The sequence below is a fragment of the Pseudomonadota bacterium genome (assembly GCA_030860485.1).
GTDB lineage: Bacteria > Pseudomonadota > Gammaproteobacteria > JACCXJ01 > JACCXJ01 > JACCXJ01.
In genome coordinates, this window is sequence record JALZID010000037.1 from 1 (window position 1) to 16,490 (window position 16,490).

Genomic DNA, 16,490 nt, shown 5'->3' on the forward strand with positions numbered 1-16,490 from the left:
TATTGGCCCGAGGATGCAGTTCCACTTCCAGAGTCGGGGAGGGGGCGCCCTCCACCCAGCGAACCGCACCATACACGAACGATTTGATTTTCTGGACACGATTGAGGATAGTCTTGAGCTGCATCCCATTCCCCTCCCTCTGGGTATCGATGGTTTGTGCACACTGCCATCTTCCCAGAGATCGGAGCGGGATGCTCCCCTAGACCGAACCGCCCGGCTCCCCCCTTGCCGTTCTATCATCACATTTCCTGTAGGGCTGGGGATCTGTGGACAACCTCCCTGTTGCCCACAGATCCCCAGCTTGGCCTGTGGGCCCTGTGGGTGACAGGGATGTTATCCACAAGTCCACAGGCGCCCATGCCCTCACAGGCTCGCAACCACCCACAAATTGTCCCGAAGAGCCTTCTTTAATTTAATTGCTCGCCGTACTCTTCCAAAGCCTCGGATACGATAATCACTGCCTTGTTCACACTGTCCACATATTGTTGACCATACTGCCTTACCAGATCAGCCTGAGTAGACGCGAGCTCGTGGGGCTCTCTTTTCTGGCCGATAAGCTGCATCTGATTACGAGCCGCCTCCACCGCTTGACTAAACTGCTCGCGTTGAACCCCGGCCAGCTGTTGCATGACCTTCAATTGAGTGCCAGCAAGTCCGCGCATCGCTTCGGACATCGAGCGGTTCGCCTCTTGAGCCTGCTTTACGAATTGTGAGCCGTCATCGCTCATGATTAATTACCCCCTATGAAGGTAGTCTTTGATTAACAGTTTACCGTGCCCGTCTAACGTTGGGCAGTATTTTCATATCAGGTTTCGTGCCACGGAGTTCCACCGCCGATAGATGACACACCTTGAGCGAGTTTCTAGTTTATTGTCAGCTCAGAGATCAGCGGAGTTGTCACGCGAAGTCGTTGATCAAAATACTCGAAAAGGCCTAGTAGCGACGCACACGCCGCCTTCGCACGGTAACGTAGTAAATTCAACGACGCATATCTCAGGACTGCGAGAAGGGCAGTTTATCTCGCGCCACCTGTGCCCACGCCGCGCGACAAGATCGTCTGGACAGGAAGCCCTATCTCAAGGTCATCGCCAAGAAGGCGGGGCAGGCCATTCACGTCCTGGATCGCTTTCACATCATGGGGCACTTCGGCAAGGCCATCGATGAGGTCCGTGCCCAGGAGGCCCGGGAGCTCAGGGCCCGGGGCCGAGAGCCCGTCTTGACCAAGACCCGGTGGCTGTTGCTCAAGAGGCCGGAGAACCTCACCGAGAAGCAGGAAGTGCGGCTGGCGGATCTCTTGCGGTATAACCTGCGCAGTCGGAGCTACCTGCTCAAGGAGGACTTCCAGTTCTTCTGGGGCTACCGCTCGCCCTATTGGGCGGGTCGCTTCCTGGATCAGTGGTGCTTGCGCACGATGCGATCGAAGATCGGGCCGATGAAGCGCGTCGCCCGCATGTTGCGGGGCCATCGACCGCTTATCCTCAACTGGTTCCGGGCCAAAGGCCAGCTCTCGAGCGGCGTGGTCGAAGGCTTCAATGCCAAGGCCAAACTCACTACCAGAAAGGCCTACGGTTTTCGGACCTATCATGGGCTGGAAGTCGCCTTATATCATACACTTGGCGCCCTACCCGAGCCAAAGTTCACCCACAGATTTTCCTGAGGAGGTTTATTTTATAACGGTCCCGAGTTCAACACTCGGGCGCGACTGGACGACGGGAGGGGGATACAGCTAGAAGGAACTGAGGCCGACCAAATGGCCACGTTCCTTCGGGCCATCAATGCTCTTGAAAACATTCGCGTCATCGACGCTTCGTTACATCAGGCTTTGGCGGCAACCGCCCCAACAGGGAAGACCGGATGGAAAAAGTATCTCGGTTCAGCGAAGGACGAGATAGCAGATGCGATCCAGGTTCTCGAGGCGAAAAGGTTGCATCCGACCGCGGTCGCATCCTTGAAAGTCAGCTGGAGCAAGATGAAGAGCGCTATGAAGACAAACACCCCTGCCCAAAAGGACCAAAAGGACAGCTTGACAACTGAGGCTATCAGCAATGAGCATGCGGCGCGAGGCGACATATGTGAAGCTGGGTCTGACGCCGTGCTGTGTCCATAGTCAGTGATTTGAGGGGGCAGCCTCCTCTTCTATTTTGCGTTCTGTGCGTCTTCGGCTTGATCGTTGGCATATTGGTGTGTCCGGTCAAGGGCATATCATCCAGTCGGTAGAAATCCGACCGAGGCTAAAAGGATCAGGCCTTGTAGCAGGGGAGGTGCCGTGGCGCGAAAGCGAGACGGCAGAGTACCAGGTTGCAACGTGCGAGTCGGCGTAGAAGTAGCCTCGTTGCACGCGACTCCGGTGGCCGAGACGGTCGATAACAGGCGAAGGCAGCAAGGGTTAGCCGAAATGAGTATGACGCGGGAGCTTGGCGCATTGCAAACAGGGCATGCACTATTGTAGTAGACCTTGCTGGCCATGTCCTCGGACCGTCCTGTTTCCTATGTTCCAGACCGTGCGTCCCCTTGATCAGCGCAGGCTGACGCGTAGCTCGTGCCGAACCCCGTCACTGAACAGGGGAACGCGCAGTCTTCCCGGCTCAGGTAGCAGGGCCGCGCCATCGAGTGTCGCGGCCGCCACGATCCCCTGTGCGTTTCCTTCATTCACTACCGTGATGTGATAGCAGGTGGCGCGGTCGGGGAGACGGTAGCGCAAGGTGAATCCGGGCCAGCTCGCGGGGATGCGCGGCTCGAGCACCAAGGTCCGACCGCCCGCCACTGAAAAGCCCAGGATCGATTCGAGCGCCACGCGGTAAAACCAGCCCGCCGCGCCCGTATACCAGGTCCACCCGCCGCGGCCCACATGGGGGTCTGCGCCGTAGATATCCGCCGCAACCACATAGGGCTCGACCTGGTAGACCGCGACCTCGGCCGGCGTGCGCGCGTGGTGGATGGGGTTCAGCATCTCGAGGAGTCGCGTGGCGCGTTCGGGCCGGCCGGATTCGGCCAGGGCCTTGACCACCCACAGCGCCGCATGGGTGTACTGGCCACCGTTTTCCCGCACACCGGGGACATAGCCCTTGATATAGCCCGGGTCGTGGGTCGTCTTATCGAAAGGTGGCGTGAGGAGACGAATGAGCCCGTCGGGCTCCGACACGAGATATCGCTCCACGGCGTCCAAGGCCTGCACTCGCCGCTCGGACGATGCCGCACCGGAGATCACGGCCCAGGCCTGGGCCAGGGCATCGATGCGGCATTCGTCGCTGTCCGCCGAGCCGAGCGCGGTACCGTCGTCATAATAGGCCCGACGATACCAACCCCCGTCCCAGCCGCCCTCTTCGAGCGCCTGCACAAGCCCTGTTGCGTAGTCTCGATAACGCGCGACGCGCTCGCCGTCGCCGCGCGCGACGCAATAGGGGATGAAATCCTGGAGCGCCCGGTGGAGGAAGAACCCGAGCCACACGCTCTCGCCCTGCCCGCCGCGGCCCACGCGGTTCATGCCGTCGTTCCAATCGCCGCTCCCCATGAGCGGCAGCCCGTGCACACCGCGCGTCAGACTGCGCTCCAGCGCCCGACAGCAATGCTCGTAGAGGCTCGCCTTCTCGCCGCGATCCTCGGGGCTGAGATACACCTCGTCCTCTCCGGGATCGAGCGCGGTTGCGGCGAGGAACGGCACGGCCTCGTCGAGCACCGCGCGATCCCCGGTGGTTTCGACATAAAACGCCGTGAGGTAGGGGAGCCACAGGAGATCGTCGGAAAAACGCGTGCGCGTCCCGCGTCCTCTGGGGGGGTGCCACCAATGCAGGACATCGCCCTCGGAAAACTGATGAGCGGCATGCAGGAGTACCTGGGTGCGGGTGAGTCCGGGCAGGAGATGGACGAGCGCCGCGGCGTCCTGGAGCTGGTCGCGAAACCCGAAGGCCCCGCCCGACTGGTAGAAGGCCGAGCGCGCCCACAACCGGCAGGTGAGATTCTGATAGACGAGCCAGCCGTTCTGCAGGACGTCGAGCGCCGGAGAAGGCGTTTGCACCGTGAGGCCGTCGTGGATATCCCGCCAGTACGCGCTCACCTCTTCGAGGGATCGGTCGAGCGCTCCCTCGATCCGATAACGGGCCACGAGCGATCGCACCTCATCCTCGCCGCCCGCTTCTCCGAGGAGAAAGACGCAGCTCACCTCCTCGCCCGGTTCGAGGACGACGACGACTTGCCAGGCAAAGCAGGGGTCGGGCCCCGCACGCCCGTCGAGTGTCTCGGAACGACAGAGCGCCTGTGGGGCAGCCGGGCTGCCGTAGGGTCCGATGAAAGACTGCCGATCGCCGGAAAAATAGCGTGGCGCGTCCTGGGGCGCCGCGGCTGCGGCGAACACCAAGCGCTCGGCGAAGTCCTGTCGGTTCGGGTTCACCGCGAACGAGATCCCCGCTTTCGCGTCGTGGTAGGTGGCGATGGATCCGGCCGTATCCTGCGGCAGCCCCCCCAGGACCAGACGCGCATAGGAATAGAGCGACAGACGGCGGCGCGTGCTACCGGTGTTGCGCAAGAGGACACGGGTCAGTTTGATCGCATCGCGGCGCGGGACCAGCTGCAAGACCTCCTGTGAGAGCCCCTGGCGGCTGTGCAGCACCCGGCAGTAGCCGAATCCATAGCGCGCCCGATAGGGCGCATCCCCGCCCGCGGGAGCGGGCAGGGGGGACCAGAAAATACCTTGCTCCTCATCCCGGATATAAAACGCCTCGCCGCAGGGATCGCAGACCGGATCGTTGTACCAGGGCGTCAGGCGGTTCTCGCGGCTGTTGCCGGCCCAGGTGAAGCCGGCGCCGGACTCGGAGACCAGGAACCCGAAGCGCTCGTTGGCGATGATATGGACCCAGGGCAGCGGCGTTCTCTGCAGCGGGGTGACGCGGATGACATACTCCCGGCCATCCGGGGTGAAGCCCCCGTAGCCATTGTCGAAGAGCAGTTCCTCGTCTGAGATGGGAGACCCACCGGGCGGAGGCGTCGCCTCACCGGCCGGTCGGTACCGATCGGGCGCGGCCGGCAGAGAAAAATGGGCGAGCGCGCGCGCGCAGGAGGGCTCTGTAGCAGGCTCGAAGAGCGGACCGATCGACCGCAACCTATCATAGCGAGCCGCCCATTCGAGCGCGGTCTCGCGCGTCGGGGCGGCGCCCAGACCGAAGCACACGGTCTTCTGTGCCCCGGGCGAGAGGTCCAGGGTGATCCGCAGGCTCACTATGGCATCGAGCACCGCGCCGATCGTCCCCGAGAGCGGCGTGCGCTCCGTGAGGGCGCGCGGGCGGGTCAGGCTCCGACCGCGACCGATGAAGCGCATGCGATCGGTCTCGTGCTCGATGGCGCCTGTTTCGAGGTCCTCGAGCGCGAGCCAGTGCACGAGCCACAGGGGCTTCTCGCCGGCGCTACGGGGACGCCGCCTCGCCACCAGGGTCCGCTGCCCGGGCACCTGCTCGGTTTCTACGAAGAGCTTGGAGAAGGCCGGGTGTGCGGCATCCAGAGACTGCGGCGCGAGCACCACCTCGGCATAGCTCGTGACCTCGATGCGCCGAGGGACCGGAGCGTCGTTCTGGACCGTGCAGCGGCGCAGCTCCAAATCCTCGATCGGTGCGACCCGGACCGCAATGCTCGTCTCGATCCCCTGGTCGATGCGTTCGATCTCGAATGAACCCGCGCCGCGAGTCACCGCGTAGCGCTCCGGCCTTCGCCCCGCCGGCTGAAATCCCGCCGACCAATGCCCGCCGGAATCCCGATCGCGGAGGTAGACGAAGAACCCATCGCGGTCCTCGATCGGATCGGCGCACCAGCGCGTCAACGCGATCTCGCCGAGCGCGGAATAACCGCTGCCGGCTTCATCGAGGGCCGCCGTGTAACGTCCGTTCGAGAGGCGGTGCCAGGACCCGCGGCTCAATTATGCAGCACCACGTAGGCAGGGAGCTCGCCGATCACCGCCTCGTCTCCCGCAAAGGCTCCAGGAAGAACTTCAAAAGCTCGAGACCGCGCCCCTTCTGGCCCATGTGCATCAACCCTTGATGCTGCCCACCATGATCCCCTCGATGTAGTAGCGCTGCAGCAACGCGTACAGCACGATGACCGGCAGCACCGTCAGGAGCGCACCGGCCATCATCAGCTCGGTGTCCTGCACATGCTCGCCCGAGAGGTTGGCGAGCGCCACCGGGAGGGTGTGCAGTCGGCTGTCGGTCAAGACCACCAGCGGCCACATGAAATCGTTCCATGTTCCCATGAAGGTGAACACCGCGAGCGTCAAAAGGATCGGCTTGCAGAGCGGCAGCACGATGGAGCGGTAGATGCGCCATTCGCCGGCCCCGTCGATGCGCGCCGCATCCAGCAGGCTATCGGGGATCGACAGGGCATACTGACGAAACAGGAAGATCCCGAACACGCTCGCCATGCCGGGGACGATCACGCCCCAGAAGCTATTGATGAGGCCGAGGTATTTGAGCAGCATGAAGAGGGGCAGCATCGTGACCTGGCCCGGCACCACCAAGGTCGCCACCAGGCCCCGGAATACACGCTCGCGTCCGGGAAACGATAGCTTCGCGAAGGCATAGCCGGCCATCGAGTTCACAACGAGGGAGATCAACGTGACCGCGCCGGCGATGAGCGCACTGTTCATGATATAGCGCACGACATCGAGCCGTGAGAACAGTGCCCTGTAATGTTCCAGGCTCAGGGTGCTCGGCACCCAGCTCATGGGATAGGTGCTCGCCTCGCCGGCCGGCATCACGGAGGCCATGACCATCCACGCGAGTGGAAATATCGTGAGGCAGACGGCAGCGACGAGGAGCACATGGATCCCCAGGGTTCCAAGCGTTTTTTGAGAGAGGCTCATGGGACCCACCTCTTCTGCACGCGGCGCAACACAGCCCCCCCCACCACGATGATGCCGAACAGCAGGAACGCCACGGCCGCCGCGTAGCCCATGTTCCACCACCGGAAACCTTCTTCATACATGAGCAAGACGACACTCAGGGTGCTCTGCGATGGCCCTCCCTGCGTCATGACGTAGGGCTCGGCGAATAGCTGCAGATAGCCTACCAGCGTCAGGACCGCGACGAACAGTGTGGTCGGCGCGAGCAAGGGCAGGGTAACGTGCCGAAACTGCTGCCAGGCGTTGGCCCCGTCAATGCGCGCCGCCTCGTAGAGGTGTCCCGGTATGGCGTGCAGACCGGCGAGAAACACCACCATACTGTAACCGAAGTTTTTCCACACCGCCATGAGGATGATGGCCGGCAATGCCCAATGGGGGTCGCCCAGCCAGTCGATGGGCTCGACGCCGAATACGCTGAGCACGGCGGCCATGGGCCCGTACTGCGGGTGATACAGATAACGCCACACCACCGCTACGGCGACCAGTGTGGTCACGACCGGTAAGAATAGTGCGGTGCGGAAGAAACCCCTGAATCGCGTGAGTCGCGCATGGAGCAAGAGCGCCAGACCCAGGGCCGGCAGGACGGTGAGCGGTCCCGCACTCACCACGAACACGATGGTGTTCCTGAGTGCTTTCCAGAACAGCGGGTCGCGTGCGAGCCGGGTATAGTTGTCAATCCCGATGAAGCGCAGATAAGCGAGATTCCCGAGGGCATAGATATCGAAGTCGGTGAAGCCGAGCAGCAACGCCCCTGTGAGCGGAAGGAAGAAGAACACCAGGATGACGAAAAGTGCCGGGGCGACGAACCCATAGCCGGCACGGCCGCGCTCAGAGGCCATGCCGCGCACCCGCTGCCGGATGCCCGTCGGGCGCCGTGGCTTGGAGCCGCTGACGGCTCATGGGCCAGCACCGTTCAGGAAGGAGGATGGCGTCGGTCTCGGCATCGAGAATCGGCCTCGTCGCTAGTTTTGTCGTGGCGGATCACGGCCTCGGCGGCACGCTCGATGCCGGCGATGCACGCCCAATAGCCGATGGCGCGATGCTGTCCGATCGCGTGCTTCCGTACGAGATCCAGTCCGCACGAGACGTCGAATTGTAGACCCATCAACTCCATATCTTACCGAGTTCGTCGAGTCCGGCTCGCTTCAGGTCGTCCGGGCTCATGACAACTCGAAACTCGACATCGGCCTGAAACGTCAGAAACCACGGCTCTGCCAACGCTGGAATCTTCGACGGGTCCGGCAAATCGACGATGAGCACTGCTCCCCGCTGCCCATTCTGCTCTGTGAAATAGACCGCTAGTCAGGATGGTCCAGCAGTACGCAAGGTCTCCAGAGACTTCGATCTCCTGCACGTCGCCTGTTGATTCGATACGATTTTGCGCGAGGAGCCCGCGAAGCCCTCGCTCGAAGGAACTGCGGCCTCGCATAGGCGGTTGGCCGGCCACAAGGAAGACGACATCGTCGGCCATGAGAGTGAGGACGGTATCGATGTCACCTGCAACCATCGCGCTGTGCCAAAGCGCTACGAGGTCGCGAATAGTTTGTTCATCAGTGCCCATGGGGACTCCCTTGACGCCCAACGAAACAAGATCAACCGCGCCGGAGGAGAGGGCTTGGAAAAGCGACGGCGATCCACGGCATCGGCCGCAGCGCATGGTTGGGCCAAGGCGACTGAATTAAAGTATCCCACGACGGAGCCCCGGAGACAAGCGTCGATGGGTTCCCGGTGAAGCGCTGATGACTCGCAGCGACGCCGCCGACGGGACCTGGGTGCTCTGGCCGGTTGCAGCCACCCAACTCGACTCGCTAGGGCCCGGGTTCATCTGGACCCTCTCAAAGCCGGCATCGAGAAGCAGCCCAGGGAGTCGCGGGCCGATGTTGGGATCGCCTCATCTTCGGTGCACCGCCGGCGTGTAGAGTTCAACGTAGCGCCAGAGGGCGGCACAATACGGATGGCAAAAGTATCCCGTGAAATCGATGTCTTCGATAGTCCCGACGCCACCGGGCTGCAGGACTCGCAGCATCCTCGCGAGCGCTCCACGGATCCTTAAGATGGGTGAGGAGAAACCTCGCGTAGACGACGTCGAATTCGGGCGCTCCCTCGCTTTCGCCTACGTCCAAAAGTCGAAACTCCACGTTGCCAAGTTGCCTATCTTCGGCTTCGCGCCGTGCCAGCTCAAGCTTGGTTTCGTCGATATCCGACCCAACAGCCCTTCCCTCGGGGCCGACCCACTGCGCTAAATCGAATGTCACGTCGCCGCCGCCACAGCCAACATCGAGGCAAGCCATCCCGGCGTGATCCCGACGCGATCAAACAGGCTGAGCGTAGTGGGCAGCATCGAGCCAGGATTCTCAGACGCTCTCCTCCTTCCACGCCGCCGCGGATTATGTAGGACTTGCGTTCCATTGCCTGCTCATTTCATTCTGTCATGGTCGATGCTGGACCGCAGTTCGACTTCTCGGTCAAGATAATACTCCCCGCGAGGTTTGCGTAAGGGCCTAATGGCGGCCTTCAGCGGCGCGGCGCTCTTTGCCGCGTGCAAGGCATCGTTAGGGTGTTGGTTCCAGGTTCGTTCATTTGGTCGGCGTGCGAGCGAGTTTCAGGGCGGCTGAAAGGCGCAGCCCTTTGGACGTCCTTCAATGGACCGGTTAGGCCGCTGTTCCACTGAGAACGGCTTCGTAGACCGCGAGGTCCCTGGCGGAGAAGCAACAGAAGATTACCTCGCGAATGGCGGAGAACTCCTGCACCGACGAGCGCACCGTGGACACAGCGACCTTGGCAGCCTGCTCGAGAGGGTAACCGTATATGCCAGTGCTGATGCTTGGGAAGGCCAGCGTAAGGGCGCCGTTCGCGGCTGCGACTTCGATAGAGCGGCGGTAGCAAGACGCCAGGAGCTCCGGCTCGCCGCTGGTACCGCCACGCCACACTGGACCGGCCGTGTGAACGATGTACTTGGCCGGCAGCCGGTAGCCCTTGGTGAGCTTGGCGTCACCAGTCTGGCAGCCGCCTAGAAGGCGGCACTCGTGCAGCAGTTCCGGCCCGGCGGCACGATGGATCGCACCGTCAACGCCACCGCCGCCGAGTAGCGATGAGTTCGCGGCGTTGACGATGGCCTCGACCGACAGCATGGTGATGTCAGCTCGAAGGGCACGAAGTGTTGCGGGCATGGCGGAGCGGCCAACGTCCAAAAGTGAGCGGTTAACCTGACCCTTTTTCCCTTTGGAGCGCGGGAGATCTCACGAGCTACTCTGAACCATCTGCACGCGCTACCGCCACGTCGCGATCGTCGCCGTGAGTGCAGATACGGAGTTGCCAGGGGTTACAGCAGACTTCGCAGTCCTGAACCAGGCTCCCCTCCATGTCAGGTTCCAAGTAGATCTCTACAGCCTCGCCGCAGTAGGGGCAGGTGACAAGAAAGCGGTCTTCCATAGGCTCAATAGTCTCCTGCATAGAACCTGTCTACTGCCGGTCGGGATAGCGCGCGCAACCTTAGGCAACAGCTTGGCTGTTTCGGCGTTTCCGCTTTACGTGCCCGTATAGCCATTCCCATAGTTCACGTTTCCACAAGCCCCCCCTGCGATCCCGGACGGTCGGATTTCCCGAGTCCGGTTCTGACCTTGGCTACCCTTCGGTCGTCTTCCTGCCATGAAGGAAGCTCAAGTGCTGACCCACGTCCACCCCTCTTCATACCAGTTGACTCCCAAGGGCGTTCTGCTGTGCACCGGCCCTACAGGTCCGGCTACTCCTCGAACGGCCAAGTGCCCAGAGCCCCTTGCCGCACGCAAAAGGTGTTACCTCGTGCGCCGTGATGTCATGCACCACGTGGCGGGCATTACCCCACCTTCCTCGCTACCTTTCATGCTTCTTGAAGCCCAACGACAAGGTGAGCGGCGCCGCGCTTTTTGCGGCATCCGTCTCCACCGCGAAGTTAGGCTAGCGCTGACCGTTCGAAATCCCCGTTGGCCTTTAGCAGTTTGTACTCTGACCCCGATACCGGGTTTCTTGAACGACGTATTGAAGCGACTTTTCAGGTCGTCTCAATCCGTATTGGTTAGGCGCCACCTTGCTTGAAAAGTGCCTCCGCACGCTTCTTAATTTCCTCCGGTGTGAGGTCTTCCTTGTGGGTGGCGAGAAACCAAACATGCCCAAAAAGGGTCTTCGAGCGTACCGGTGCGATCGCCGTAAAATTGATCCTGCATAAGCAGCGATGGGTTTTCTGTGAAGCGCTGAAGGCCGCAGCGACGCCGCCGACGGGACCCTGGTGCTCTGGCCGGGCGCAAGCCAACCCACCTCGCCGACTCGCAGGGCGTAGGTGTGGCTCCCAACGCCCACCCGCTCAGCCGCGAGCGGCGTTCACTGTTGTGTCGAATCACCCGTTCGCGCCCTGCGCCGCTCCTCGGCTGGCCGCCTCTGCACTACGTACACGTAGTTCTCCCATTCGTCGGAATGCTCGTCCAGCACATCGAACCCTTGCTCTTCCAGCAGGGTGCGGTACTTTACAGCTTCCAGAGAGACATAGCGAAACCCCACGCCGTTCATCCGACTCTCTGCCGTTCCCTCTTGGGCTCCGGCCGTCAATAAGAACTTCCCACCGGAGTTCAGGACTCGTGACACCTTCGATATGGCCTGCTCCTGATCGGCGGGCGTCAGGTGAAGCAACAAGCCCCAGGCCACAACTGCATCGAACATCGTGTTGAAGAAATCGGAACTCTGGATGGTTGCGCACTGAGCGTGAGTGCTCGGACAATTTTCCCGAAAGCGCGCGATCATCTCTCGCGAATTATCGATCCCGAACACCTCGAATCCACTCCTGACCAGAATCTGCGAAATGGGAACTCCGTTGCCACAACCGAGGTCCAGGACCTTCGCCCCGGCAGCGAGCGGTCCAGCAAACGCCGCGACGTCCGGAACCCCGGCGTCTGAACTTCTGGCGCCAGCGTACCAATCGGAGATCTCGTCGTATTCCGGCATGCTATAGGCCAATGTTCGCGTTCAGGGGCGGGAACCGGCGGCCGAAGCCCGATGGTGACCGTCCCCCTGCAACGCGTTGTTGGGCGGCTTACGCGACAACACTGCTGGCTTTCCGACGCGCCAAATGCTATCCAGCATACGCCCGCTTTAGTTCATCAATGTCGATCTTCTTCATTTGAAGCATTGCCTCCATGGCTCTTTGGGATTTTTCAGAATCGGGGTCATTGGTCATCTCGATCAAAACGCTGGGAACAACTTGCCATGAAGCGCCGTATTTGTCCTTGAGCCAGCCGCACTGCTGTGCCTTTTCATCCCCGCCCTCAGATAGCTTCTCCCAGTAATAGTCCACTTCTTCCTGTGTCTCGCAATTGACTTGGAACGAGATGGCCTCGTTGAATTTGAACATCGGGCCGCCGTTGAGTGCGGTAAACGCCTGCCCATCTAGTTCAAATGCCACGATCATTACCGTTCCCGCCGGTTTTCCGTGGACCTCATGTCCAGCTTCTCCGTAACGAGCAACGTTTACGATCTTTGAATTTCTAAAAATAGCGGTATAAAACTCAACTGCCTCTTCGGCTTGATCGTCAAACCACAAACATGGGGTGATCTTTTGGGTGATCTTTTGAATGACTTGCATGGTGTTTCTCCTAGTCGGGTCTATCACGGATGCGGTCACCGTGACTACCAGCTAGTCGTTTGCAGAAGCCCAAGATCGACAAGTCTAGACTAACGGGGCTGTCATCATTCTGACGCCCAACGAGAAGTAGACTCCCTAAACAGTGCTCCTGTCTTACGTCAGGAGCGTGTATAGCGCCTGTGCATAAGGAAAGCCCGGCCGAAAGATCAAGCACTTGGGTATGATTATAGTACCCCCTAAAGCCCGACGGCAAGCACACTTCGGGCGGTCGGTAGGAGTACCGGGCAACCGCGTCTTCTCGACCCGGTCCGAGATGGGGTCTGCCGTGGGAGCTATAGCATCGGGACGGCGTCCGGTATGGGCACAAGGGTGCAGTGCTCAGTGATGCATCGCGATAGATGCCAAATGTCGAAACTGGACGACCCAGAGCATCAAGGTCCTTTTCAGATCGCGTCCTCAGGCTACCGGGGTCGCGGTGCTGCGGGCCTCGGTGGGAACGGCGGGTGGGGTGGCGATCCGGGGTTTGCGGGGTTTCCATAGGCCGCCGGTGGTGAAGCAGTCCCAGCCCCAGCGCAGCCAGCGGAGGAGGGCGAAGGCGAGCCACAAGGCCCAGGCCAGCATCAGGAAGCGATAGACCCACAGGGGCACGGATAGGACGAACGCGCGCGGGAGCGAGGCATCGTTGCGGTCTTGGTACCAGGAGAGTGTGGAGGCGGTCGAGCCGTTGCCGGCGATCTGCATCTCGGGGAGACCCAAGAGGCCCTGGCGGACGGCGTCGAAGAGTGCGCCTAGGGCGAGCAGGGTCAGCAGAACGAGGGCCACCTGCAGGGCATCGAAGCGCAGCGGCGCGAGATCGCTCGGCACGCGCTTTCTGGCGCCGAGCGCCAGGAGCCAGGCGGCGACCAGGAGGGCGCCCACGGCGCTGCCCTGGCTCAAACCGATGCCGAGCAGGAACCAATGCCGGAAGGCGAGGGGGTGTAGCGCGTGCGCCCGAGGCCGAGGGCGAGGAGCGCGACGACGGCGAGCGCGCCCCAGAACAGCACCGCGGGTCCGAGCCTCGGGCCGCCCACGAACAGCACCCAGCGATCGCTGCCCACGCGCGCCTCCAGGCTGTGGTTGGTGCTCGGCGTGCCCAGGCCGAGCTCGGGTGTTCGAAACAGGGGGTGATACCCTGGTCCTGGCGGAACCGAACCTCGATCGATCCCTCGCCCGGCGTCAGGGGAAAGCCGATCTGCCGGCCTTCCTGGCGGATCGGCTGGGCCTGTCCGTCGATCAACACCTGGAGGAGGCGGCCGTCCTCCGGCAAGGTGAGGGCATGTTGCCCGCCCTGGCTGCTTTCGAGTGCGAGCACCAGCGTGCTGTCGGTAGCGCGCTGGCCGATCTCCGCGGTCAAACAGCTCGCCTTCAAGGTCAGCGTCGGGCCCTCGATGGCGCCCGGCCGGCTCACGACCAGGAGCGTCTCCCCGGGCCAGGGGCGCCATTCGGGCAGCCAGCGGCCGTTCGGGTCCTGGTGATGCACGACCGGGAGGCCGCGCGTGTCGAGATGCCAGATGGGGCTCACATCGGCACGCCAGCGCTCCGTCCAGGCTAGCGTCTTCGGTGCGACCAGGGTCAGCTCCGGGCGCTTGTCGGCGATCACGGATCCCCACCGGGTCCGGTCGGCGTTGGCCGCGAGGCTGACCAATACCTTGCCGTCGCGCACCCGCACGCCCTCGGTGGTCACCGATTCACCGGAGAGCAGGGGGACTTCCAGCACCAGCGCCTGGCCGAGCGGGGACAGGCGCCGGACCTCGGTGTCGACACGCCAGTCGAGCCCGAGGTGCAGGAGCCGATCGACTCGCGCGAAGCCCGGCAGGGCGCCGGGCTCGAGGTCCGGTAGCTCGGCGCCGGTCGGCAGGCGGGTGAACTGGAGCTGACCCTCGGGCGCGCCGTCTTCACGGACGCCCTCGACGGCCCAGCCCTCGGCGCGCACCTCGACCCGGTGGGGGCGCAAGGGCAGGGGCAGGGTGAGGCGCGCGCGCGGTGGGGGGCGCCCGGCGACCAGGACATCGTGGCGGCCTGGGGCCAGGCGGACCCAGAGGCCGCCGTCCGGTCCCCGGAAGAGCGGCGTGCCGCCTCCCTCGTCCAGGAGCACCTCGCCCGGCATCCATTCGCGGGCATTGACCGGCAAGGGCACGGCCACCGATCCCTCGCTGTGGATCTCCAGGCGCACGGCCAAGAGCGTGGGCGTGATCTGGATGGCGGCGCGCGCGATCTGGGCGCAGCTCGTCCGGCAGTCGGGTGGCGCCGTCAGGCGCTCCTTCAAGGTCTCCAGGAGCTTCGGATCGGGGAAGTCGGCGCGGGCCTCGTCGCAGGGAAGGCCGAGGCCGGCGAGGGAAAGGATCACGAGGGCCGGGGTCATACCGCTGGACATCCCGCCGGTCCCGTGCCACCGCGCGCGGCGGAGCTGCCACATGCGTGCGGCGAGCAGGGCGAGGAGCACGACCCCGGCCAGATTCATGAGCAGATGTCCCCATGGCGGGATAAGCATCAGATATAGGGCCTGGTCTCGTACCACGGGGCCGCGCCAGGTGAGCGCCACCTCCGTCCAGCGCCATTCGGGGAGGCCGGGGCCGGTCTGTACCTTGGCCTTGGGGTCGATCTCGTCGGTCAAGGCGGCCGGTCTCGATGGCGCTCGCTCGCGCTCGTCCTTCATGGCCTCGCGCTCGAACTGCTGGCCCGGCACCGGCGCGCCGGCGGCGGCCGTTTCCGGGAGCTCCTCGGCTTCCTCGGCCGGTGCCGGGCTTTTTCTGAACACCCGATCGCCCCGCTCTAGGTCCATGTCCATCTTCCCCGTCCTATCGACCGACATCTCTTCGGGGCTCGGCAGCCCCCCGAGTACGCCCGCGAGCGGCGCCGGCCCCGGTCGCTCGAGTTGCGGATAGAGCGCGAGGCGGACCTGATCGACCATGAACGGCAGGGCGATCACCGCCAGCACGCCGAAGGCCCCGAAGCGGTAGGCGCGTGCCAAGGACGACCAGCGGCCCTCCGGCAGGACCCGCACGAGGGCCGTGGCGGCGCACAGGTGCAGCCAGATTGTGGCGGGGGCCCCGGGCTCCTGCCAGATGAGGGCCAGCGCCACGAGCCCGAGGAGGCCCGAGGCCGGACCCCACAGATGGCCGATGGCCATGCCGGCGAGCAGGACCAGGAACAGATCGAGGAGCGTCCAGCGCATGAGCCAGGTCGCGGTCGCGTCGTCCATCCCGCTGGCCGCGAACAGGCGCCAGCCGGGCGGCAGGTGCAAGGTGGCGGAAAGCCCCTGAAAGTCCTGATCCCAGCCCACGGCCGGGGGCGATCGCAGCGCGCCTTCCAGGCGTGAACGGGCGTCGAGATCCAGGATGCCGCGCCGCACCTCGACCCCGGGGCGCCGGGAGCCCGGCAGTGCCGTGATGAGCTGCGGGACGCCGTCCTGCGCCACGCACCCGAGCGCGAGCTGCTCCCCCGCCGTGAGTCGCCAGCCGCGCGTCATGGTGCCGGTGATGGCGTCGGCTACCGTGTAGCCGCCGCCGTCGAAATCGAGCCACAGATCGCGCTTGAGGATCAGGCGATCCGGCTCGGGCTCCGGATCACCGCGGCGCACAACCTTGAGCGTCAGGGTGTCACCGCGGTTCACGCGATAGGCGGGGAGCCCCTTCCAGGTATCTGGCAGGGTCGTCTGGCTCGGGTCCACGGCCGGGACCCCCTCGACCTCGACCAGGCGCAGGTGGTTCCGCGCATCGAAAACCCACAGCTCTTGTTTCGGCCAGGGGTCTCGGGGCTCCGCGAGCGTGAACGTGGTGGTGTCGGCTGGATAACGACCCAGGACCTCGACCACCCAGTGCCCCGGCCGCACCTTCAGGCGCAGCTCTCCGCCAGGTTCGATCCGCGCCGGTAGCGGGCTCTCCAATCTTAGCGGGATGGTGTCCGGGAGCAGTGCCCCGCTCAACGCCAGCTCGCGCTCCCGTCCGCTCACATCGA

The 16,490-nt window shown here is 63.4% G+C and carries 11 protein-coding genes and 3 pseudogenes; 3 read left to right on the forward strand and 11 right to left on the reverse strand.

The window, feature by feature from the left end; translation table 11 throughout:
* Positions 1-407: 407 nt before the first annotated feature.
* Positions 408-728 (reverse strand): phasin family protein, encoded by a 321-nt coding sequence (locus tag M3461_01630; protein MDQ3773158.1) that lies wholly within the window; start codon positions 726-728, stop codon positions 408-410.
* Positions 729-1,069: 341 nt separating this feature from the next.
* Between M3461_01630 and M3461_01635 the strand changes: the two are divergent.
* Both M3461_01635 and M3461_01640 read left to right on the forward strand, forming a co-directional pair.
* A pseudogene (locus M3461_01635) lies at positions 1,070-1,657 on the forward strand (transposase).
* Between the two features lie 93 nt (positions 1,658-1,750).
* Positions 1,751-2,107: a hypothetical protein gene (locus M3461_01640; protein MDQ3773159.1), complete on the forward strand. Its 357-nt coding sequence runs from the start codon at positions 1,751-1,753 to the stop codon at positions 2,105-2,107.
* A 408-nt stretch (positions 2,108-2,515) separates the two neighbouring features.
* On the opposite strand, the gene M3461_01645 is transcribed toward M3461_01640, so the two are convergent.
* The 3 genes from M3461_01645 to M3461_01655 all read right to left on the reverse strand — a co-directional run bounded on the left by M3461_01645 (position 2,516) and on the right by M3461_01655 (position 7,722).
* Positions 2,516-5,902, reverse strand: coding sequence for a glycosyl transferase (locus tag M3461_01645; GenBank protein MDQ3773160.1), 3,387 nt, complete (start codon positions 5,900-5,902; stop codon positions 2,516-2,518).
* Positions 5,903-6,013: 111 nt separating this feature from the next.
* On the reverse strand, positions 6,014-6,844 hold the full coding sequence (locus M3461_01650) for a carbohydrate ABC transporter permease (GenBank protein ID MDQ3773161.1): 831 nt from the start codon (positions 6,842-6,844) through the stop codon (positions 6,014-6,016).
* On the reverse strand, positions 6,841-7,722 hold the full coding sequence (locus tag M3461_01655; GenBank protein ID MDQ3773162.1) for a sugar ABC transporter permease: 882 nt from the start codon (positions 7,720-7,722) through the stop codon (positions 6,841-6,843). Before M3461_01655 ends, M3461_01650 begins: the two co-directional genes overlap by 4 nt.
* A gap of 86 nt (positions 7,723-7,808) precedes the next feature.
* On the opposite strand from M3461_01655, the gene M3461_01660 reads away from it, so the two are divergent.
* Positions 7,809-7,982, forward strand: coding sequence for a hypothetical protein (locus M3461_01660; protein ID MDQ3773163.1), 174 nt, complete (start codon positions 7,809-7,811; stop codon positions 7,980-7,982).
* 5 nt (positions 7,983-7,987) lie between these two features.
* Here M3461_01660 and M3461_01665 read toward each other — a convergent pair.
* From M3461_01665 to M3461_01695, 7 genes and pseudogenes are all read right to left on the reverse strand, one after another.
* Positions 7,988-8,182 (reverse strand): annotated as a pseudogene (locus tag M3461_01665) (panthothenate synthetase).
* Positions 8,183-9,534: 1,352 nt separating this feature from the next.
* The gene (locus M3461_01670; protein ID MDQ3773164.1) at positions 9,535-10,053 is read right to left on the reverse strand and encodes an O-acetyl-ADP-ribose deacetylase; all 519 of its coding nucleotides are present in this window, start codon (positions 10,051-10,053) and stop codon (positions 9,535-9,537) included.
* Positions 10,054-10,129: 76 nt separating this feature from the next.
* Positions 10,130-10,246, reverse strand: a complete 117-nt coding sequence (locus tag M3461_01675) for a CPXCG motif-containing cysteine-rich protein (GenBank protein MDQ3773165.1) — start codon at positions 10,244-10,246, stop codon at positions 10,130-10,132.
* A 691-nt stretch (positions 10,247-10,937) separates the two neighbouring features.
* Positions 10,938-11,085, reverse strand: a pseudogene (locus M3461_01680) (VOC family protein).
* Between the two features lie 154 nt (positions 11,086-11,239).
* Complete coding sequence (locus M3461_01685) at positions 11,240-11,869, reverse strand: class I SAM-dependent methyltransferase (GenBank protein ID MDQ3773166.1); 630 nt, start codon at positions 11,867-11,869, stop codon at positions 11,240-11,242.
* 115 nt (positions 11,870-11,984) lie between these two features.
* A complete protein-coding gene (locus M3461_01690) occupies positions 11,985-12,494 on the reverse strand; it encodes a VOC family protein (protein ID MDQ3773167.1) in 510 nt (169 codons plus the stop codon).
* Between the two features lie 10 nt (positions 12,495-12,504).
* Complete coding sequence (locus M3461_01695; protein ID MDQ3773168.1) at positions 12,505-16,485, reverse strand: hypothetical protein; 3,981 nt, start codon at positions 16,483-16,485, stop codon at positions 12,505-12,507.
* Between the last annotated feature and the right edge of the window lie 5 nt (positions 16,486-16,490).

Excerpts from the sequence above, each read along its gene's own strand:
- M3461_01630 (MDQ3773158.1), bottom strand. The coding sequence starts at position 728 with ATGAGCGATGACGGCTCACAATTCGTAAAGCAGGCTCAAGAGGCGAAC.
- M3461_01640 (MDQ3773159.1), top strand. The coding sequence starts at position 1,751 with ATGGCCACGTTCCTTCGGGCCATCAATGCTCTTGAAAACATTCGCGTC.
- M3461_01650 (MDQ3773161.1), bottom strand. The coding sequence starts at position 6,844 with ATGAGCCTCTCTCAAAAAACGCTTGGAACCCTGGGGATCCATGTGCTC.
- M3461_01655 (MDQ3773162.1), bottom strand. The coding sequence starts at position 7,722 with ATGGCCTCTGAGCGCGGCCGTGCCGGCTATGGGTTCGTCGCCCCGGCA.
- M3461_01660 (MDQ3773163.1), top strand. The coding sequence starts at position 7,809 with ATGGCGTCGGTCTCGGCATCGAGAATCGGCCTCGTCGCTAGTTTTGTC.
- M3461_01670 (MDQ3773164.1), bottom strand. The coding sequence starts at position 10,053 with ATGCCCGCAACACTTCGTGCCCTTCGAGCTGACATCACCATGCTGTCG.
- M3461_01675 (MDQ3773165.1), bottom strand. The coding sequence starts at position 10,246 with ATGGAGGGGAGCCTGGTTCAGGACTGCGAAGTCTGCTGTAACCCCTGG.
- M3461_01690 (MDQ3773167.1), bottom strand. The coding sequence starts at position 12,494 with ATGCAAGTCATTCAAAAGATCACCCAAAAGATCACCCCATGTTTGTGG.